We start from the raw sequence: 18906 nt of genomic DNA on the forward strand, positions 1-18906 counted from the left end.
GTGATGTTTTCGCGGTCGTTGGCGATTAGCGCGGTTGGGAAACCGTCAGGATCTGCCCGGGCTTGAGCGCCTGGCCAGTGCGCGGGTTCAAGCGCTTGAGGTGCTGCATCTCGACATTGAAACGCTTGGCGACGATATACAGCGAATCGCCTTTCTGCACCTTGTAGGTGGTAGCGGCCTTCTTGCTGGCCACGGCCTTGACGTTGTCCTGCATGACCAGGGTCTGGCCGACCTTGAGGTGATGCCCGGAAAGCTTGTTCCAGTGTTGCAGGTCCTTGACGTCGACCCGGTTGGCCTTGGCGATCGAGGTCAGGTTGTCGCCGGTCCTCACCTTGTAGCGGCGGGTCAGGCGTGCCGGTGAATTGCCGGCGAGGGATTCGAACACCGGCTTCTTCGGCCGCAGGCTGATCAGCTCTTCGGGGTTCATTCGCGACAGGCTGGCGGTCAGCAGTTGCGCCTTGGAGCTGGGCACCAGCAGGTGCTGCGGGCCGTCCATCGTGGCTTTCTGCTTGAAGGCCGGGTTGAGCTGGATCATCTCGTCTTCGTCGATCTCGGCCAGGGCCGCGACCCGGCTGAGGTCCATGGGCTGGTTGACTTCGACGGTGGCGAAATACGGTTCGTTGGCAATCGGGTTCAGGTTCACGCCGTAGGCTTCGGGGGCCATGACCACCTGGGACAGGGCCAGCAGCTTGGGCACGTAGTCGCGGGTTTCCTGGGGCAGCGGCAGGTTCCAGTAGTCGGTGGGCAGGCCGAGCTTTTCATTGCGCTCGATGGCCCGGCTGACCGTGCCTTCGCCGGCATTGTAGGCGGCCAGGGCCAGCAGCCAGTCACCGTTGAACATGTCGTGCAGGCGGGTCAGGTAGTTCATCGCCGCGATGGTCGACGCGGTGATGTCCTTGCGCCCGTCGTAGAAACGGTCCTGGCGCAGGTTGAAAGAGCGGCCGGTGGACGGAATGAACTGCCACAGGCCGACGGCATCGGCTCGTGAATAGGCCATCGGGTTGTAGGCGCTTTCGATCACCGGCAGCAGCGCCAGCTCCAGCGGCATATTGCGTTCTTCCAGGCGCTCGACGATGTAATGAATGTAGAGGCTACCGCGGGAGCTGGCGTTTTCCAGGAATTCGGGGTTACTGGCGAACCACAGGCGCTGTTGTTCGATACGCGGGTTCACACCCAGGCCGTCCTGCAACTGGAAGCCCTGGCGCATGCGCTCCCAGACGTCCTGGGGCGGCGTGTGCTTGGCCTTTTCGCTGAGCCAGATCGGTTTCTGCTTGATCCGGGCGCTGAGGTTCGGGGTCGGTTCGTTGTTGCTGTCCACCGGGGTATGAAGGCTTGAACAGCCGGCCAGGGCTGCGGACACAGCCACGGCAACAGCTTGAGCCAATCGCGTCAATGCGTCTGAATGGGTGGGTTTTCGGTTGGATGACGACATTGGCTGGAAGTGAGTTCCGGGCGAAAATGTCGGGCGATTCTAGAAAGCGCTCAGGGTGCGGTCAACCATTCAGATTTTTTGTGTTGACCGCACCTCGATCAGAAGCTGTCTTTCCAGCGGCGCAGGGCCGCAAAAACCTCACTCGGCGAGCCGTTGTCGAGGCCGTTCCGTTCGTCTGCTTTTTCTTTAACAGATGTTTCGCCGACCCGCAGAAACGGGTTGGTCTTCAATTCCAGTGCCAGGTTCGAGGGCAGGCTGATGCGTCCCTCGGCCCGCCATTGGCTGACCTGTGCCATTCGTTCGGCGATGTCCGGGTTCTGCGGTTCGACCGCCTGGGCAAAACGCAGGTTGCTCAGGGTGTACTCGTGGGTGCAGTACACGCCGGTGGTCGCCGGCAGCGCCGCCAACCGGCCGAGGGAATGGTGCATTTGTTCTGGCGTGCCTTCGAACAGGCGACCGCAGCCGGCGGCGAACAGCGTGTCGCCGCAGAACAGCAGCGGGCGGGCGGCATCGCCATGGTAGAAAGCGATATGCCCCAGGGTATGACCGGGCACGGCGAATACCTGGAACTCGAGGCCGAGCACCGTGACGCTGTCGTTATCGCTCAGTGCCAGGTCGCGAGCCGGGATGTTTTCGCTGGCCGGACCCAGTACCCGGGCGCCACTGGCCTGTTTCAGGCGCTCGACACCGCCGACATGGTCGTGGTGGTGATGGGTGACCAGGATGTCCTCGAGTTGCCAGCCCGGATGCTGTTCCAGCCAGGCCAGCACCGGCCCGGCATCGCCCGGGTCGACCACGGCGCAGCGGCGGCGGACGGTATCCTGTAACAACCAGATGTAGTTGTCGGTGAAGGCGGGCAGCGCGTCGATCTGTATCATGGTGCAATTCCCAAGCGCAAAACAATGGCGCATCTTAGTGCTTGTAAAGCACCTGTGGCGAGTTGGAGAAGGCAATGACCGATAAAGCGTTCGCTCAGGCTGATCCTGACTGGCTGGCACTGATCAGCGCGGCCCGCGACTGGCTGTCCGGTCCCCTCGGGCAACTGCTGCTCGATGAGGAGCGGCGCATGCTCGAGGACGAGTTGGGGCGGTATTTCGGCGGCTACCTGGTGCATTACGGCCCCTCGGCCGAGACCCCGCCGCAGGCCGACCAGGTGCGCCGCAACGTGCGCCTCGGCGCGCCGCTGCCGGGGGTGGAGATCGTCTGCGAGGAGCAGGCCTGGCCGCTGAGCGAGCATGCCGCCGATGTGGTGGTGCTGCAGCACGGCCTGGATTTCTGCCTGTCGCCCCATGGCCTGCTGCGTGAGGCGGCCGCCGCCGTGCGTCCCGGTGGGCACCTGCTGATCCTCGGCATCAATCCCTGGAGCGCCTGGGGGCTGCGCCATGTTTTCGCCCATGACGCGCTGCGCCAGGCCCGCTGTATTTCACCCTCGCGGGTGGCTGACTGGCTCAACCTGCTGGGCTTCGCGCTGGAGAAACGCCGCTTCGGATGCTATCGTCCGCCGCTGGCGTCGGCCGCCTGGCAAGCGCGGTTGGCGGGCTGGGAGCGGATCGCCGGCGGCTGGCAGCTGTCGGGTGGCGGCTTCTATCTGTTGGTCGCGCGCAAGATCGTGGTCGGCCTGCGGCCCGTGCGCCAGGTACGCCGCGAACCGGTCGGCAAGCTGGTACCGCTGCCGATGGCCAAGGTCAACCGGCGACAAAGCGAAGAGTAAGCATTTTTTTCCTTGAGGGTCGAGCCTGCTCGGCCCGGGATGCGTCGGTCAGTTACCGGCGCGCCACGGGGTCATTTTCGATGGAAAGGTTGTAATGAGCGATACTGTTGAACTCTTCACCGACGGTGCCTGCAAGGGCAATCCCGGCCCTGGCGGCTGGGGTGCCTTGCTGGTCTGCAAGGGCATCGAGAAAGAACTCTGGGGCGGCGAAGCCAACACCACCAACAACCGCATGGAGTTGATGGGGGCGATTCGCGGCCTCGAAGAGCTCAAGCGTCCCTGCGAAGTGTTGCTGGTGACCGACTCGCAGTACGTGATGAAAGGCATCACCGAGTGGATGGTCAACTGGAAGAAACGCGGTTGGAAGACCGCGGCCAAGGAACCGGTGAAAAACGCCGACCTTTGGCAGCTGCTCGACGAGCAGGTCAGTCGGCACACGGTGAAATGGAAGTGGGTCCGCGGGCATATCGGCCATCACGGCAACGAGCGTGCCGACCAGTTGGCCAACCGTGGCGTGGATGAAATACGGGGGATCAAACATGCGTAGCGTGGTGCTCGATACCGAAACCACCGGTATGCCGGTCACCGACGGCCATCGTGTCATCGAGATCGGTTGCGTCGAGTTGATGGGGCGCCGCCTCACCGGCCGGCATTTCCACGTGTACCTGCAACCTGACCGCGAAAGTGATGAAGGCGCCATTGGCGTCCACGGTATCACCAACGAATTCCTGGTGGGCAAGCCGCGTTTCGCCGAGGTGGCCGACGAGTTCTTCGAATTCATCAAGGGCGCCCAGCTGATCATCCACAACGCGGCGTTCGACGTGGGGTTCATCAACAACGAATTCGCCTTGATCGGTCAGCAGGACCGTGCGGACATCACCCGCCACTGCAGCATCCTCGACACCCTGATGATGGCCCGGGAACGTCACCCGGGGCAGCGCAACAGCCTCGATGCCCTGTGCAAGCGCTACGGCGTCGACAACTCCGGCCGCGAACTGCACGGCGCCTTGCTCGACTCGGAGATTCTCGCCGACGTCTACCTGACCATGACCGGCGGTCAGACCAGCCTGTCCCTGGCCGGCAACGCCACCGATGGCAATGGTTCCGGTGAAGGTTCGGGTAACCAGGCCAGTGAAATCCGCCGCCTGCCGGCCGATCGCCAGCCGGCGCGGATCATTCGTGCCAGCGAAAGCGACCTGGCCGAACACCTCGTGCGTCTCGAAGCGATTGCCAAGTCCGCCGGCGCCCCGGCGCTCTGGACCCAACTGGCCGAGGCCGACGCGCAACGCCACTGAGCAGCGCGCGGATGATCTTTTGTGCAGCGGCGATTGACCTTCTAAGCTGAAGGGACCGGTGCAGCGAGGTCCACTGTCCGGGGACCGGATGTCCCCGGACAGGAGCCCGACGTTTCTCCTCCCGATCGTGCACCGTGACATCAAGGCTTGAGGATGATTGGCCCAATGCATTTAGTCACGAACCCGAAGTATCCCGAGGTATCGGTCCGTGTAGCTGACGCTGGTTTCTCCGAGTACATCTGGGGCAGCGATTTCAGTTTTCAGGTCAAGGCCCATGGCTTGGCCGAAATCGGCAAGCGGGTCGACCAATGGCCACTGGTGCCGGTGGCGCCCTATCGCAAGTGTTATGGCATCGACCCCGAGGAGTTCGCCAGCTATCGCGCGGCGGTGGACAGCGAAATCTTCATGGCCTACCTGGACGGTCGTGCGGTCGGCCATGTGGTGGTCAGTACCAACTGGAACGGTTTTGCCCATGTCGACGAGCTGGCGGTCGACGCCTCGGCGCGGCGCCACGGCGTGGCCCGGGCGCTGCTGGATGTAGTGCGCTTCTGGAGCCACAAGAAGAACCTGCCGGGGATCATGCTGGAAACCCAGAACAACAACCTGGGCGCCTGCCGCCTGTACGAACGTTGCGGTTATGTACTGGGCGGGATCGATCATCTGCGTTATCGCGGAATCGATGCGCAAACCGCCGAGGTGGCGGTCTTCTGGTACCTGTTGTTTGCCGGACAGCCCTGACGGGCGGCCGGCTCAGAGCAGCATCGCGGTGGCTTTCTCGCCGACGATTTCCAGCAGGGCCTTCAAGGCGGCGCTCGGTTCGCGGTCCTTGAGGGTCAGGGCGTACAGGGTGACACCAATGGCCGGTGACATCGGGCAGACATCCAGTCCGCCGGCCCTGGCCCCGACCGCTGTGAACGGGTCGACAATCGCCAACCCTTCACCGGCTTCGACCATGCTGCGCATCATCTGGTAGGTCTGCACCCGCGTCTGTACCTGGGGCGCCGGCCGCAGGGCCTGCAGCTTGCTGTCGAGCATCAGGCTGAGGGTGTCCTGCTCCTCCAGGCCGACCATCGATTGCCCGGCCAACTCCTGCAGGGCGATGTATTTCTGCTTGGGTTGCAGCCAGCCGTGGGGCGCCAGCAATTGCAGCTTGCCCTCGGCCAGGGCCTGGGCGTGGATCTGTGGATGATCGGGATTGTGCAGGCTCAGGCCCAGTTCGACCTCCCTGAGCAGTAGCTCACGGACGATCTCGCGGGTGTGCTGGCTGGCGAGGGTGCAGGGGGTTTCGCGAAAGCGTCGGCGCAAGGCCGCCAGGCTCTGGGGCAGCAGTTGCTGGGCCAGGGTCGGTGTACAGACCACCCGCAGGGCGGGGTCCTGATGTTGACGCAGGCTGCCGGCCAGTCGCCGCAGCGGTTCCACTTCCGCGTACAGGCGGTGGAGCAGGGGTTGCAGCTCGCGGGTTTCCCGGGTCGCCTGCATCCGCCCGCGCACGCTGGCGAACAACAGGAAGCCCAACTGCTGCTCGGCGTCCTGCAGGGTCGCGCTGACGGTGGCCGCTGGCAGTTGCAGCAACTCGGCGGCGGTGCCGAGGTTGCCGGTCTGCAGGAGGGCCTGGATTACTTCGATATGGCGTAAACGCATGCTTGAAGTCCGTGTCCAGCCGGGAGGGGGTCAGTGGACTGATCCTAACTCAAGTCTGCGCACATGACTTCAGGTGGCTGTTGCGCCTGTTGTCCCAGATCAGGAAGCGGTCGAGGTCTCGGGTTCACGGGTGAGCGTGACCCCGGATTGAACCAGCTGAAATGAGTTGTGGTCGATTTTGTTGACGCGATCGCCAATGGCCAGTTTGTAGGTGGTGACAGGCTCCGTGCCGGCCAGGCCTTCGGCTGAAGGCGTGGATTCCTGGAATTCATGCACGGAATAGACGCGACCTTCCGCATCCCTGGCATGAAATTGTCCGACGAGTACTGCGGCCATCTGTTTAGAACCTCTGGAAATGAAAACCCGATTTGCGGCTCAGTAGACCGTGGTTTGGCGGGGGAAGTTTTGCAAGGTGGAAAATATAGTCGCTCTACTCTACAGGCTCCGGGGCATCGAAGGGGAAAGCAGTGGACTGACGGGAGAAAATCGTCGGAACAATAGCGGCCGATCATCTATAACTACTGTTCCTTCGCCCAGATAGTCGGGAGTTCTTATGAGCAACGTCTACACGGTCGCTGTGCTGGTTGGCAGCTTGAGAAAACAATCCATCAATCGCAAGGTGGCGCTGGCCCTGGCCGGGCTGGCACCGGCGAACCTGAAGCTGACGATTGTCGAGATTGGCGATCTGCCACTTTACAGCGAGGATATCGATACCGACGCGCCGCCGGCGGCCTACAAGGTCTTTCGCGAACAGGTCCGGGCCACCGATGCGGTGCTGTTTGTCACCCCGGAATACAACCGTTCGGTGCCTGGAGTCCTGAAAAACGCCATTGATGTTGGCTCGCGGCCCTATGGCAAAAGTGTCTGGAGCGGCAAGCCGGGGGCGGTGATCAGCGCCTCGCCGGGAGCGATTGGCGGTTTTGGCGCCAATCACCACTTGCGCCAATCCCTGGTGTTCCTCGACGTACCGTGCATGCAACAGCCGGAAGCCTATCTGAGTGGGGCGGGCAGTGCGTTCGACGAGGCGGGCCACCTGTCGGAGACGGTCAAACCTTTCCTGCAGAGCTTTATCAATGCCTATGGGCACTGGGTCGAGCGCAACAGGAAGATCTAGAGGGGATTTGCCAGGCGCTGATGGATCAGCCCCTGGGTTTCCCGCAGCCAAGCCTCCACCTGTGTCGCGGACAATTGCGCGGTGATGCAGTAACGCCGCCCGCCCCAGACCAGCACCAGCCAGGCATCGATGGCCTGGTCCGAAGGTCTGGAGGCGAGGTCCGTGCAGGCGTCGAAGGCCTCCCGCCATTTCTGCGACAGTTCCTGGAATACCCGTTGATGGTGCTTGGGCTCCGCGATCTCATGTTCGAGCATCAGCAGCGGGTAGTCGAACAGCGGCTGCTCGGAGCTTGCCGGATGACCGCTGAGCTGTACCAGACGCTCGACCCGTGCCTGCCAGTCCAGGCCCTCGGCACGGATCACCTGGTCATCGAGCTGACACAGCAAGCGCTCGACGCTATGGCGCACATAACCGGACAGCAGCGCGGCCTTGCTCGGGAAATAATCGTACAGCGTACCGATGGCCACCCCGGCTTCCAGGGCGACCGCGCGGGTGGTCAGGGCGGACCAGCCGTTGCGCTGCCAAATCCGAACAAAGGCTTCGTAAATGGCCTCGACGGTGAATATCGCCCGGGCCTGACTGGGCCGCTTGAGCGGCTTGGCGCGGGGCTTGAGGCTATGTGCAGCCGGCTTGCCGGCGTTTCCGAACCCGTTCTTCATGGTCTGCCATTAAGCTGGTTCCACCCGCAATCGTCGCAGAGAGGAGTCTGATTATGCCAAGTGCCAGCACGGTAACACGACTGATCACCCGCAAGAACGACCTCGGCCAGAGCCGGATCGAAACGCAGGAACGTGCCCTGGTGGTCGGTCCCGGCGAGGCGATCCTCAAGGTCGAACGTTGCTCCCTGACCACCAACAACATCACCTACGCCGCCTATGGCGACTCGATGAACTACTGGGGCTTTTTTCCTACCGCGGAGGCGGAGTGGGGGCATATACCGGTCTGGGGCTTTGCCGATGTTTTGCTGTCGAATGTCGATGGGGTGGCGGTGGGGGAACGCTTCTACGGTTACTTTCCGATGGCCAGCCATTTGTGGATGAAACCGGAACGGGTGACCGAACGGGGCTTTTATGACGGTGCCGAGCACCGCAAGGACCTGACCTCGGCCTACAACCAGTACACCCGTTGCAATTGGGACCCTTACTACAGCCCGGATACCGAGGACCTGCAGATCCTGCTCAAGCCGTTGTTCCTGACCTCGGCGATGCTCGCCGACTTCCTTCAGGACAACCAGTTCTTCGGCGCCACGCGCCTGGTGTTTTCCAGTGCGTCGAGCAAGACCGCCTTTGGTACGGCGGTGTGCCTGGAGGGGCGGCCCGAGTTGACCCGTGTGGCGTTGACGTCCTCGGCCAATCGGGCGTTTGTCGCCGAGCTGGGCTGTTATGAGCAGACCTTGGCCTACGATGAACTGGACCGGCTGGAAACCGACCAGCCGACGCTGTATGTGGATTTTTCCGGTGATCTGGCGTTGCGTGACCGGGTGCATCAACGCCTCGGCCGGCAACTGGTCTACAGCTGTTTCGCCGGCTCCGCGCAAACCACCGGCGAGGCGCAACTCACGGCGATCGAGGGACCGCAGCCGGTGTTCTTTTTTGCCCCCATCCAGATCCGCAAGCGCAATGCCGAATGGGGGCCGGAACGGGTCAGTCAGTATATCGGCGAAGGCCTGCAGCGGTTCTATCAGACGGTGAGCGAAGGGCCGGCGCCGCTGCTGGAGGTGGTCGTCGATGAAGGCTACGAGGCCGCCCGACAGTTGGTCTCACGCCTCTATCACGGGCAGGTGCCGCCGACCCAGGGCAATATCATCAAGCTCTGACGCACGGTTTTGTGGGAACGGTGCTTGCCCGCGAAGCTTCTGGTGTCCTCAAAGGCCTCTTCGCGGGCAAGCTCCGCTCCCACAGGATGTGCTTCGGCTTGAGTGAGCAGTGCTGGCTGTCGCGATCAGTTGCCCTGGGGCATTTCACCCTTCGCCAGACGCTTGTTGATATCGTCGATTACCTGCGGCAGATCGTTGAGGGTGTCGATCAGGTAATGCGGCCGGGAGCCGGCGAACAGTTCGTGGATACGCTGGCGTTCGGCGTCCAGGGTCGCCCGGTCGAGGTCGCGGTACTGCTCGTAGGTCAGTCCCAGCGCATTGCCGGAACAGACCAGGGCGACGGTCCACATGCCGGCCCGACGGCCTTCGAGGATTCCCGGTACGGTGTCGTCGACCTTGACGCAGGCGGCGACATCGTCGATGCCCAGCGCGATCACGTTGGCCAGGGCCTGGGCCGGCCAGGGGCGACCGTTCGGCACCTCGTCGGTGGCCACTACATGGTCGGCAACATAACCGTTGCCGGCGGCCAGGGCCACGACCTTTTCCATGACCCGGGCCGGATAACCCGAGCACGAACCGATCTTCAGGCCTTGCTGGCGCAGTGTGGCGATGGTCTCCAGGGCTCCTGGAATCAGCGCCGAGTGTTCGGCGATCTTCTCGATCTGCAGGGGCATGAAGCGCTGGTAGATGGCGGTGACGTCTTCATCGCTCGGGGCGCGGCCGAAGGCTTGGCGGTAGCGTTCGGTGATCGCCGGTTGGTCGCACAGCGTGCGGATATGGTCCCATTTGCCCATGCCCATGGGGCCGCGGGCTTCTTCGATGGAGACTTGTACGTCGAACTCGGCGAAGGCCTCGACAAAGATCTGGGTCGGGGCGAACGAACCGAAATCGACGACGGTGCCGGCCCAGTCGAGGATCGCGGCTTGCAGTTGGGTGGGGTTGCGGTAGTTCATGTCGATCAGCCTTGAATACAATAAAAGAGTTGGAATACAAACCTGTAGGAGCCGGCTTGCTGGCGATGCGATCTGATCGTCGCCATCGTTGTCGCCTGGAAAAACGCTATCGCCAGCAAGCCGGCTCCTACAGGGGGCGTGTTCAGTCTTGGGTTCTAGATATCCAGCACTTCCATTTCCCGCAGGACCTCGGCGATAGCGGCAACCGCCGCCTGCATATCGCCGCGCCCGACCTGGCCGATACAGCCCACGCGAAACGTCTCGACCCGGGTCAGCTTGCCCGGATAAAGAATGAAACCCTTGGCCTTGACCCGTTCGTAGAACGCCTTGAACTGGTAATGCGGATCTTTCGGCGCATGGAAGGTCACGATGATCGGCGCCTGGATCGCCGCCGGCAGGAAGCTGCGCAAGCCGAGCCTGGCCATTTCTTCCAGCAGCACCTGGCAGTTGTCGGCATAACGCCCGAGGCGGGCGGGCAGGCCACCTTCCTCGTGGTATTGCAACAGTGCCTCGTGCAGCGCCGCGACCACATGGGTCGGCGGGGTGAAACGCCATTGGCCGGTCTTGGCCATATAGGCGTGCTGATCGTGCAGATCCATCGCCAGCGAATGGGAGTTGCCGGCGGCCGCGGCCAACGCTTCCTTGCGGGCAAACACAAAACCCATCCCGGGCACGCCTTCCAGGCATTTGCCGGAAGCGGCGATCAGCGCATCGAACGGCACCTGGCGGGCGTCGATGGGCAAGGCGCCGAACGAGCTCATGGCGTCGATGATCAGGCGTTTGCCGTGGCGCGCGACCACCTCGGCGATCTCCGCCAGCGGGTTGAGAATGCCAGTGCTGGTTTCGCAGTGGATCAGCGCGACATGGCTGACGGTCGGGTCGGCGAGCAGCAGGTGCTCGACATCAACGGCGGTGGTCGGTTGGTCTTCGGCGGTTTCGAAGGTGCTGAACGAACGGCCCAGCACTGCGCAGATCTTCGCCAGGCGCTGGCCGTAGGCACCGTTGATCAGCACCAGCACTTTGCCGTCCCGTGGCACCAGGGTACCGATGGCCGCCTCCACGGCAAAGGTGCCGCTGCCTTGCAAGGGGACGCAGTGATGGCTGTCGGCACCCTTGACGATTGCCAGCAGTTGCTCGCACAGGCTCGCGGTCAACTGGTTGAAGCCTTCATCCCAGGAACCCCAGTCCTGGCTCATTGCCTGGCGAGTGCGGGCCGAAGTGGTCAGGGGGCCCGGGGTGAGCAGGATGGGAGCGGCAGTACGCATGCGGGTTTCTCGCGGCGGGGATCGTTGACGGGATACAGGGCATAAATTGCCGTTTGGCTTGTCATCAATCAAATTGTTTGTTGTTATGCGAGCTATCAGTGAGGCCGATAGCTATGAACCTGTTCCAACTGCGCGCATTCGATGCCGTGGCCCGCGAGGGCAGTTTTACCCGTGCCGCGGCCCGGTTGTTCATCAGCCAGCCGGCGGTGACCGGACATATCAAGGCCCTGGAAGAGCACTACCAGATCACCTTGCTCAGGCGCACGGCGCGACGGGTGGAACTGACCGCCGAGGGCACCCGGCTGGCGGCGATCACCCGGGCCATGTTCGGTCTGGTGGAGGAAGCCCAGGCGATGCTCGAAGCCAATCGACAACTGCTGACCGGACGCCTGGAGATTGCCGCGGACGGGCCCCATATGGTCATGCCGATGCTTGCGCGGCTGCGGGCGCGATACCCGGGGATCACCGTCAACCTGAGGCTCGGCAATGCCCAGGAAACCCTGGCGGCGCTGTTGTCCGAGCATGCCGATGTGGCGGTGCTGACCGAGGTCGAGCCGCGCAAGGGCCTGTACCTGCAACCCCTGAGCGAGTCGCGGATCTGTGCGCTGGTGCCCCAGGGGCATCCGTGGTTGGCCGAACCACAGGGCATTGCCCTGGAGCAACTGGACCAGGTGATCATGGTGCTGCGCGAGCCGAGCTCGATCACCCGGCGCACCTTCGATCAGGCCTGTGCCCTGGCCGCCGTGAGTCCACGGGTGCTGCTGGAACTGGACAGCCGCGAGGCGGTGACCGAAGCGGTGGCCGCGGAGCTGGGGGTGGGTATCGTCTCGTCGTTGGAAGTCAGTCCCGACCCCCGGGTACGGGCGCTGCCGATCAGCGGTGAGGGGCTGGGCAACCGGCACCAGATCGGTTGCCTGGAGCGCCGCAAGGAACTGCGGCTGATTCAGGCATTCCTTGGGCTGGTGCCGCAAACGCCGGGGGCATTCAGCCCGTCCTGAAGAAAGGCCTGGCGCTGGCGCTGGCTCCAGTGCTGCTGGATGTAGGCGTGCAGGGCCACGCATTGTCCTGGGTAGAGCAACCACAGCTGTTCCGGCGTGGCGGCCAACTCCAGGGCCAGTCGCCGTCTGTCGGCGGGGCTCAGCAAGGCCGCGCCACGGCTGTCACTGCGGCCTTCCAGAAGGATGTCATCACGGCTCAGGCGCGCCAGTTCCTTGAGTCCGGGCCGGGGCATTCGCACGACGTACCAGATGTTTTCGCCCAGGCAACGGGCGGTGGTTGTCGGCGGTTCATGGGGTTGCTCATACAGATAGAACTCCCCGGGGTCATCATCCGGTGCGCCGCCGCTCTCCTGTCCCTCCCACGGCGCGGCGCCGCCAGGCGGCCGGTCGGCCAGGGGCGGCGGGTCAATGGCGGCGTACAGGTCCCGATCGGTGAGAAAACCACAGATCACCGGTTGCTCCGCCTCGTTCTCGACAAAGTCGATCAGCACCTGGCTGCCAACCCGGGGGGCCTGGCTTTGCGCGACGCCGGGCGAGGCCCAGCAGCCCGGTGCGCGGTCCGCGGGCTGGACGCTGTTCGACAACTGTACCCGCAGGCGCCCCTGGGCATCCGGCCGGGCGGTGCCGGCATGCGCACCCAGTAGCGTGCCGATCTGATAACCCTGCGCCGCCGGGCGTTTTTCCCGTAAGGAGGGGCGAAACGGCGTGGCCCAGGGGATGGCCCTGAAGTGATTGCTGTAGCCGTCGCTGAAACACTCGTCATGCAGGCCGTCGTCCGCCTCGACACTGAAGGCGTCGACGGGGTATCGATCCAGGCACTGTTCGCCCAGATGCTGCACCTCGGTGATCAGCCATTGATCGTTGAGCGCCTGTCGTGGATGGCCGCCGATCCGCCGGACTTCGCCGCTGCGCAGGCTGTCCAGGTTGCTGTAGCCCTGGATCTGGCGTTGTTCGCAACGCAACCGTTCGAGGCTGCGCTGGCTGAGTTGCTGTTCGTGGCGCTGGCGCGGTGTGGGGGGGGCGGTGTGCAGGCCATAGGCGTTGGCCTGGTTGGCGGCGCCGTCGTCGGGTGCTTCCGGCGGCCAGGCGGGAGCATGCCCGGGCAGTCGGCTGTCATGGCTGGCGAGCATCTGGTGACGCTCGTAGAGTTGGCTGATAAAGGGCTGTTCCAGTCCCGCGGCACTGTCGTGACAAGGCACCACGCCGGCTCGTTCGGGAAAGCTTTGCGGGTCTTCGGCGAACACCAGGACATGTCGGTGCGGCGCCTGTTCGAAGTGATAGTGGATGCCTTCTTCCTCGCAGAGCCGGTTCAGCAATTGCAGGTCGTTTTCATCCTGTTGCAGGCACAGGGCCCGGCGGGGGTACAGGCCACGCTCAAGCTCGAAGCGGTAATCGGCGGCCTCCAGGTCGTGGGCTTCAAGCAGTCGCAGGAGAATCGCCGGTACGCTCAGGTCGCAGAAGGCCCGACGTCGTTGGCAACGTGCCAGGGCTTGCAGGCGCGGCACCAGCACCACCTGGTAATGACAGAGCCGTGGCTCCAGGTAGCGACTGCTGATCTCCTCAATGATCCCATGCCAGCTGGTCTGCCCGCAGCCCAGACTCAACAGGGCCGGACGATGCAGCAGGGGTTCCAGGTCCAGGGCGGTGTCGCCCAGCAGTTCCATTTCGAAGCGGAAGGGTTCGTTCAAGGCCTCGCGGCCCTTGAAGCGGATGACCGGCAAGGGGTCAGGGAGCAGGCCGATGGTCAGTGAGATCTGTCGTTCCTTGTCCTGAGGCATTTCGTCTCTTCTCCACGGATTTGTGGCAGAGGGTACGAAAAGCCGTGGGCGCCTGGACACCGCAAAACGATGTTTGGGAAATTGCCTACGAACATCAGGGTAGAGTCGTAATCTTCGTCAGGTTTTGGTCGATTGGCGGGGACTGGCCGTATAAACTGGGCGGCAAAGCGTCGGCCAATAAATGTCACGACGCCTCTGATCGAGAGAGTGAGTAATGGGCGCACAGTGGAAGGTTAAACACAAAGAAGCGGCGGCCAACGCCAAGGGCAAGATTTTTGGCAAGCTGGTCAAGGAAATCACCATCGCCGCGCGCAACGGTGCGGATGTCTCCACCAACGCACACCTGCGGTTGGTGGTCGAACAGGCGAAAAAGGCCTCGATGCCTCGCGAGACCCTGGAACGCGCCATCAAGAAAGGCTCGGGCCAGTTGGGCGAAACCGTGCAGTATCACCGCGTGACCTACGAAGGCTTCGCCCCGCACCAGGTGCCGCTGATCGTTGAATGCGTCACCGACAACATCAACCGTACCGTGGCGGAAATCCGCGTGGCGTTCCGCAAGGGCCAGTTGGGCGCGTCGGGTTCGGTGTCCTGGGACTTCAACCATGTCGGCCTGATCGAGGCGTCTCCGGACAGTCCGGATGCCGACCCGGAAATGGCGGCGATCGAAGCCGGTGCCCAGGATTTCGAGCCGGGCGAAGAGGGCGCGACCCTGTTCCTCACCGAACCGACCGATCTCGACGCGGTGCAGAAAGCCCTGCCGGAGCAAGGTTTCACCGTGTTGTCGGCCAAGCTGGGTTACCAGGCGAAGAACCCGGTCAGCGGCCTGAGCGACGAGCAGATGGCCGAAGTCGAGGCTTTCCTCGAAGGCCTGGACAACCACGACGACGTGCAAGACATGTTTGTCGGCCTGGCGGGCTGATCCGCCAAGCCCCCCTTGTCACAAGGGGGGCTGATGCCCGGCAGTTATGCCAGGGTTGCGCAGATCGCCTCGAACCCCGGCCGCGCCAGCACATCCGGCTGGATGCAGCGCAACTGCAGGTCCTTGAGCGATTCAAGCACGCGCGGCTCCATCGCCCCGTCGATCCGTTCCAGCAGCTCGCCGAGCAGAATCCCGAACGCACGCACCTCGATCCGTTGCAGCGCGCGGGTTTCCAGGCTGTCGGTCGGTGCATGGAACGACGCGGCGCCAAAGTCCCCGAGCAGGCAATCCCCGGCCTCGTTGTAGAGAATATTGTGTGCGTACAGGTCGCCATGGCAGAGCCCCAGGCGATGCAGATGCGCGCCCACCGAGGCGATCCCGCGGGCCATGCGCAAGGCTTGTTCCGGGCTGAAGCGGGTCTCGTCCCGGTACACATCACGGCTGCACGAATCGAGGCTCGGCAGTGCCGCAAGATTGGCGAACTGCGGATCGATCAGTTCCATCACCAGGCCGGCCTGGGCATCGGGGTGACCGCCGATGCGCCCTTCGACCTTGATCAGGTTCGGATGCAGGCCCGCCGCGATGCAGGCATTCATTTCATTCAAGGGCGAACCGTCGCTGGTCATGCTGCCCTTGTACAGCTTGACCGCCACCGGCAAGGCCGGCGCCTCTGGACGGCTCCAGCGTGCCTGGCTGATCACCCCCGAGGCGCCTTCGCCCAAGCGTTGCGCCAGTTGCAGCTGGCTCCAGTCGATGCTCGGGGTGGTGTCGCCGACCAGCACCTCACCGGTGTGATCAAGCTTCGGGTTACCGGCATAGGCGATCCAGGCCAGGCCCGGCAGGGTCAGCAGCCACTCGGGCAACTCGTCCAGCTGGTTGGCGGCGATGCGGATCAGCTCCAGCCGGTGACAGTCCGCCAGGCTGGCGGGCAGGGTGCGCAGGCGATTGCCTGCCAGCATGAGTTTCTGCAGCAGGGGCCGGCGGCCGAGTTCTTCCGGTAGCTCGGTGATGCGGTTGTCGGTCAGGATCAGCCAGCGCAGCTGGGGCGGCAGGGCGGCGGTCGGCACTTGCTCGATGCGGTTGGCCTTGAAGGCGACCATGCTCAGTCTGGCGCACTGGCCCAGGCACACCGGCAACTCGGTGAACTGGTTGTCCGAGCAGAACAGGATGCGTAGGTGTGGCAGCCGGTACAAGTCGTCCGGCAGGCTGCTCAGGGCATTGCCGCTCAGATTGAGGATTTCCAGGGAGTCGGCCAGCTGGAAAATCTCCCGGGGGAACTCGGTCAGCCCGCAGGACAGGTCGAGTCGCTTGATACCGGTCAGTTGACCGGCGCGCAATTGGGCAAGGGTATCCATAAGCGGGCGTGAGTACTCGTCGCGATCATCGAAAAAAGATCGCCATGATAGCAATGTTGTTCAGCAACGGCGCTGTGATGAGTGGGTGTCAGCCCTGGTTGAGGGACTCGGGTCCGACTTCGACCAGTTGCCCCAGGCGGCTGCGGGTCCGTGCCAGGTCGATGGCATTACCGCCCAGGCTGTCGCGCAGCGGCCGTTCGCCGATCAGCAGCAGGCGTTTGTCCTGGTCGTACAGCACGTCGATCAGGTTGATAAAACGCTGCTGGGCCGCGATCGAACAGTCTTCCAGGCTGGGCAGTTCATCGACGATCCAGGTGTCGAAGCGTCGGCACAGTTCCAGGTAGTCCATCACGGCGGTGGGCTGGTCGCAGAGGTCGGTGAACTCGAAACGCACGGTGCGTTCGCTACACAGACGCGCCTTCAGTTGCCGGGCGCCGACCTGCAGGGCAAAGGCCGGAGCCTGGCGCTGCGGCAATAGCAAGGCCTGGCGTTGTTCCGCAGTGCCCGGCCAGACGTACTGGCCCTGGGTGAATTGCTGTTGGCTATGGCTGCGTGGTTGGCTGCGGTAGTCATGGGGACCGCCGACCTCCATGACCTCCATGCGGGCATTGATCAGGTCGATTACCGGCTTGAAGCGGGCGTGATAGAGCGGGTTGGGCAACAGGCCTTCGGGCGGGTAGTTGGAGGTCACCAACAGCAGCACGCCACGTTGGAACAGCGCCTTGAACAGCCGATTGATGAGCATGGCATCGCCGATGTCATGGACATGGAACTCGTCGAAGCACAGCAGCCGGCAGTCTTTGAGCAGCTCATCGAGGGTCCGGCCCAGGGCATCGGGGGTTTCCCGGTGGAGGAACATGCCCTGGTGCAGGTGGGTAAAGAAGTCGTGGAAGTGCACCCGCTGTTTCTCGGCAATCGGCACGGCCTGGAAAAAGCCGTCCAGCAACCAGCTCTTGCCACGTCCGACCGCGCCGTGCAGGTACAGGCTGCGTTGGCGGCCCTGATGCGCGCTGTACAGCAGCGCGCTGGCCTGCTGTGCCATGCGTTCGATGACCCGCTGCTGGCTCAGGCTCAGGGTGTAGCCCTGGTGGTTGGCCTTGCGTCGGAAATACTCGTGCACGTCGTGGGACAGCGGTGCGGCGCTGCCCTTGCCGGCGAAAGCCTTGCCGAAAAAGCGGCGCAAGGCTGGCCAACGGGATTTCACGCCAGGGCGATGGGGGGGCAGAGCAGCCAACGGAGAGAATCCCCTTGCATGAAGGTCCGGAGCGAGTTCATTCGTCAGATAGATCAGAAAAGGCGTGAAGGCATATCGATTAATCTTTAACCAGTTTCAAGTTTTACCTTGACGCTTCAATCAAGGCAACCACTATCCAACAGGAATGATGCCTTGGAAGGCTCTATTGTTTTGGTATTGTCCCTTGTGCATCGACGATGCATTTGTGGTGGCTGGCACCAAGGGTTGCTCGAGGGTCTACACCGACCAGAGCACGCCGTCGGCAGGGACCTGCACCGACAACGTGATTCTGGATGTGGGTTTTTGAAGGGGGGGCTAGCGCTCGATACTGCGGTTCCAGCGCGCGTTCCACTCAGGCCGCAGCAGGTTGACCTGATCCCAGTCGATGGCCACCGCGGTGTCCAGGTATTTTTTCATGGCCTCGACCTGGCCGCGGGTCTTGTCGGTGGTCGGGGTGTTGGGGTTGGACGGGATCTGGTCGCCATCTTCCAGCGCCGCCGCCTGGGCCTCGGGAGTCAGGAGGAACTCGGCGAGTTTCTGCGCCAACGCCGGCTCAGTGTTGTTGGCGATCGCACATTCGGCGACGTTCAGCACCACCGCGCCTTCCTTGGGTTGCGCGTACTCCACCGGGATGCCCTTGAGCTTGAGCGCGGTAACCTGGGTCGGGGTCAGCGGGAACAGTGCCGCTTCATCGGTCTGGACCATCTCCGAAAGCTTGGCCGAACTCGGGATGTACTCCAGCACATTACGCCCTACGCTGTTCGGCCAGGCCTTGAAACCCGGTTCGACATTGGTCTCGCTGCCGCCCTGGAGCCGGTTGAACATCAGGAAACCGTGCAGGCCGAAGGTCGAGGACGACATCGACTGGAACACCAGCTTGTCCTTGTACTTGCTGTCCGCCATGTCCATCCACGAGGTCGGCGCGGCCCAGCCTTTGGCCTTGAACAGCCGCGTGTTGTAGGCCAGCCCGGTCACCCCCAGGCTGACCGCCACGGCCTGGTCCTTGATCCGGCCCTTGGCCGGGATCTGTGCCAGGGTCGGGCTGTCTTCGAGCTTGCTGCACAGGCCCATGGAGATCGCCCGGTACATGATCCCGTCATCGAGGAAGATCACGTGCAACTGCGGATTGTCCTTGCTCGCCTGGACCTTGGCGAGGATGTCGGCGGAGGTGCCTGGCACAATGACTACCTTGACGTGATTGGCCTTTTCGAAGGGCGGCAGCACCTCGTCGGTGTACAAGCGTTCCATGGTCCCGCCGTTCATGCCCAGGTACAGCGTGGGCTCGGCCTGGGCCGGCGCGGCGCCCAGCAGGGCCATGAGAGGCAGGCAGGACAAACCGATCAGGGCATTGCGTTGAGTCTTCTTCATGGCGCGATCTTCCTCTGGGTTCTGACG

General features: G+C 63.3%; 19 protein-coding genes. 8 read left to right on the plus strand and 11 right to left on the minus strand.

The window, feature by feature from the left end:
• Positions 1–25 precede the first annotated feature (25 nt).
• A complete protein-coding gene (locus tag M5C01_RS03715) occupies positions 26–1432 on the minus strand; it encodes a transglycosylase SLT domain-containing protein (RefSeq protein ID WP_103497819.1) in 1407 nt (468 codons plus the stop codon).
• A 98-nt stretch (positions 1433–1530) separates the two neighbouring features.
• Positions 1531–2310 carry a hydroxyacylglutathione hydrolase gene (gloB, locus tag M5C01_RS03720; RefSeq protein ID WP_152737338.1) on the minus strand — a complete coding sequence of 260 codons (780 nt, stop codon included), beginning with the start codon at positions 2308–2310 and terminating at the stop codon, positions 1531–1533.
• 74 nt (positions 2311–2384) lie between these two features.
• Between gloB and M5C01_RS03725 the strand changes: the two genes are divergently transcribed.
• From M5C01_RS03725 to M5C01_RS03740, 4 genes are all read left to right on the plus strand, one after another.
• Positions 2385–3143 carry a methyltransferase domain-containing protein gene (locus M5C01_RS03725; protein ID WP_103497821.1) on the plus strand — a complete coding sequence of 253 codons (759 nt, stop codon included), beginning with the start codon at positions 2385–2387 and terminating at the stop codon, positions 3141–3143.
• Positions 3144–3237: 94 nt separating this feature from the next.
• Complete coding sequence (gene rnhA / locus M5C01_RS03730; protein WP_100942753.1) at positions 3238–3690, plus strand: ribonuclease HI; 453 nt, start codon at positions 3238–3240, stop codon at positions 3688–3690.
• Positions 3683–4438, plus strand: coding sequence for a DNA polymerase III subunit epsilon (gene dnaQ, locus M5C01_RS03735; RefSeq protein WP_103497822.1), 756 nt, complete (start codon positions 3683–3685; stop codon positions 4436–4438). The genes rnhA and dnaQ overlap by 8 nt, the downstream gene beginning before the upstream one ends.
• A 165-nt stretch (positions 4439–4603) precedes the next feature.
• Positions 4604–5176 carry a GNAT family N-acetyltransferase gene (locus M5C01_RS03740; RefSeq protein ID WP_100942751.1) on the plus strand — a complete coding sequence of 191 codons (573 nt, stop codon included), beginning with the start codon at positions 4604–4606 and terminating at the stop codon, positions 5174–5176.
• 12 nt (positions 5177–5188) lie between these two features.
• Here M5C01_RS03740 and M5C01_RS03745 read toward each other — a convergent pair whose 3' ends face one another.
• Complete coding sequence (locus tag M5C01_RS03745; protein WP_152737339.1) at positions 5189–6079, minus strand: LysR substrate-binding domain-containing protein; 891 nt, start codon at positions 6077–6079, stop codon at positions 5189–5191.
• Positions 6080–6178: 99 nt separating this feature from the next.
• Complete coding sequence (locus tag M5C01_RS03750) at positions 6179–6415, minus strand: hypothetical protein (protein WP_103497825.1); 237 nt, start codon at positions 6413–6415, stop codon at positions 6179–6181.
• Positions 6416–6632: 217 nt separating this feature from the next.
• Between M5C01_RS03750 and M5C01_RS03755 the strand changes: the two genes are divergently transcribed.
• Positions 6633–7193, plus strand: a complete 561-nt coding sequence (locus tag M5C01_RS03755; RefSeq protein WP_103497826.1) for an NADPH-dependent FMN reductase — start codon at positions 6633–6635, stop codon at positions 7191–7193.
• Here the strand turns inward: M5C01_RS03755 and M5C01_RS03760 are convergent.
• A complete protein-coding gene (locus M5C01_RS03760) occupies positions 7190–7852 on the minus strand; it encodes a TetR/AcrR family transcriptional regulator (protein ID WP_152737340.1) in 663 nt (220 codons plus the stop codon). The two genes, M5C01_RS03755 and M5C01_RS03760, sit on opposite strands and share 4 nt — an antisense overlap.
• A 53-nt stretch (positions 7853–7905) precedes the next feature.
• Here M5C01_RS03760 and M5C01_RS03765 point away from each other — a divergent pair, with 53 nt between their 5' ends.
• Positions 7906–9009: a DUF2855 family protein gene (locus M5C01_RS03765; RefSeq protein ID WP_152737341.1), complete on the plus strand. Its 1104-nt coding sequence runs from the start codon at positions 7906–7908 to the stop codon at positions 9007–9009.
• Positions 9010–9134: 125 nt separating this feature from the next.
• Here M5C01_RS03765 and phnX read toward each other — a convergent pair whose 3' ends face one another.
• A complete protein-coding gene (gene phnX / locus M5C01_RS03770) occupies positions 9135–9962 on the minus strand; it encodes a phosphonoacetaldehyde hydrolase (RefSeq protein ID WP_103497830.1) in 828 nt (275 codons plus the stop codon).
• 155 nt (positions 9963–10117) lie between these two features.
• Positions 10118–11227, minus strand: coding sequence for a 2-aminoethylphosphonate--pyruvate transaminase (locus M5C01_RS03775; RefSeq protein WP_152737342.1), 1110 nt, complete (start codon positions 11225–11227; stop codon positions 10118–10120).
• Positions 11228–11340: 113 nt separating this feature from the next.
• Between M5C01_RS03775 and M5C01_RS03780 the strand changes: the two genes are divergently transcribed.
• The gene (locus tag M5C01_RS03780) at positions 11341–12225 is read left to right on the plus strand and encodes a LysR substrate-binding domain-containing protein (RefSeq protein WP_103497833.1); all 885 of its coding nucleotides are present in this window, start codon (positions 11341–11343) and stop codon (positions 12223–12225) included.
• On the opposite strand, the gene tssI is transcribed toward M5C01_RS03780, so the two are convergent.
• Entirely contained in the window at positions 12171–14003 is a 1833-nt protein-coding gene (gene tssI / locus M5C01_RS03785; protein ID WP_152737343.1) for a type VI secretion system tip protein TssI/VgrG, read from the minus strand. The two genes, M5C01_RS03780 and tssI, sit on opposite strands and share 55 nt — an antisense overlap.
• Positions 14004–14217: 214 nt before the next feature.
• On the opposite strand from tssI, the gene M5C01_RS03790 reads away from it, so the two are divergent.
• Positions 14218–14922 (plus strand): YebC/PmpR family DNA-binding transcriptional regulator, encoded by a 705-nt coding sequence (locus M5C01_RS03790; protein WP_100942741.1) that lies wholly within the window; start codon positions 14218–14220, stop codon positions 14920–14922.
• Positions 14923–14966: 44 nt separating this feature from the next.
• Here the strand turns inward: M5C01_RS03790 and M5C01_RS03795 are convergent, their stop codons facing one another.
• From M5C01_RS03795 to M5C01_RS03805, 3 genes are all read right to left on the minus strand, one after another.
• Positions 14967–16277: a leucine-rich repeat-containing protein kinase family protein gene (locus M5C01_RS03795; protein WP_152737344.1), complete on the minus strand. Its 1311-nt coding sequence runs from the start codon at positions 16275–16277 to the stop codon at positions 14967–14969.
• An 88-nt stretch (positions 16278–16365) separates the two neighbouring features.
• The gene (zapE, locus tag M5C01_RS03800) at positions 16366–17511 is read right to left on the minus strand and encodes a cell division protein ZapE (protein ID WP_103497836.1); all 1146 of its coding nucleotides are present in this window, start codon (positions 17509–17511) and stop codon (positions 16366–16368) included.
• Between the two features lie 315 nt (positions 17512–17826).
• On the minus strand, positions 17827–18879 hold the full coding sequence (locus tag M5C01_RS03805; protein ID WP_103497838.1) for an ABC transporter substrate-binding protein: 1053 nt from the start codon (positions 18877–18879) through the stop codon (positions 17827–17829).
• Positions 18880–18906: the final 27 nt, after the last annotated feature.

This window comes from Pseudomonas sp. MWU12-2319, from assembly GCF_023242525.1.
Lineage (GTDB): Bacteria > Pseudomonadota > Gammaproteobacteria > Pseudomonadales > Pseudomonadaceae > Aquipseudomonas > Aquipseudomonas gingeri_D.

Bases quoted from the DNA above. Each gene is read 5' to 3' on its own strand.
- M5C01_RS03715 (WP_103497819.1), bottom strand. From the start codon at position 1,432: ATGTCGTCATCCAACCGAAAACCCACCCATTCAGACGCATTGACGCGA.
- gloB (WP_152737338.1), bottom strand. From the start codon at position 2,310: ATGATACAGATCGACGCGCTGCCCGCCTTCACCGACAACTACATCTGG.
- M5C01_RS03725 (WP_103497821.1), top strand. From the start codon at position 2,385: ATGACCGATAAAGCGTTCGCTCAGGCTGATCCTGACTGGCTGGCACTG.
- rnhA (WP_100942753.1), top strand. From the start codon at position 3,238: ATGAGCGATACTGTTGAACTCTTCACCGACGGTGCCTGCAAGGGCAAT.
- dnaQ (WP_103497822.1), top strand. From the start codon at position 3,683: ATGCGTAGCGTGGTGCTCGATACCGAAACCACCGGTATGCCGGTCACC.
- M5C01_RS03740 (WP_100942751.1), top strand. From the start codon at position 4,604: ATGCATTTAGTCACGAACCCGAAGTATCCCGAGGTATCGGTCCGTGTA.
- M5C01_RS03745 (WP_152737339.1), bottom strand. From the start codon at position 6,079: ATGCGTTTACGCCATATCGAAGTAATCCAGGCCCTCCTGCAGACCGGC.
- M5C01_RS03750 (WP_103497825.1), bottom strand. From the start codon at position 6,415: ATGGCCGCAGTACTCGTCGGACAATTTCATGCCAGGGATGCGGAAGGT.
- M5C01_RS03755 (WP_103497826.1), top strand. From the start codon at position 6,633: ATGAGCAACGTCTACACGGTCGCTGTGCTGGTTGGCAGCTTGAGAAAA.
- M5C01_RS03760 (WP_152737340.1), bottom strand. From the start codon at position 7,852: ATGAAGAACGGGTTCGGAAACGCCGGCAAGCCGGCTGCACATAGCCTC.
- M5C01_RS03765 (WP_152737341.1), top strand. From the start codon at position 7,906: ATGCCAAGTGCCAGCACGGTAACACGACTGATCACCCGCAAGAACGAC.
- phnX (WP_103497830.1), bottom strand. From the start codon at position 9,962: ATGAACTACCGCAACCCCACCCAACTGCAAGCCGCGATCCTCGACTGG.
- M5C01_RS03775 (WP_152737342.1), bottom strand. From the start codon at position 11,227: ATGCGTACTGCCGCTCCCATCCTGCTCACCCCGGGCCCCCTGACCACT.
- M5C01_RS03780 (WP_103497833.1), top strand. From the start codon at position 11,341: ATGAACCTGTTCCAACTGCGCGCATTCGATGCCGTGGCCCGCGAGGGC.
- tssI (WP_152737343.1), bottom strand. From the start codon at position 14,003: ATGCCTCAGGACAAGGAACGACAGATCTCACTGACCATCGGCCTGCTC.
- M5C01_RS03790 (WP_100942741.1), top strand. From the start codon at position 14,218: ATGGGCGCACAGTGGAAGGTTAAACACAAAGAAGCGGCGGCCAACGCC.
- M5C01_RS03795 (WP_152737344.1), bottom strand. From the start codon at position 16,277: ATGGATACCCTTGCCCAATTGCGCGCCGGTCAACTGACCGGTATCAAG.
- M5C01_RS03805 (WP_103497838.1), bottom strand. From the start codon at position 18,879: ATGAAGAAGACTCAACGCAATGCCCTGATCGGTTTGTCCTGCCTGCCT.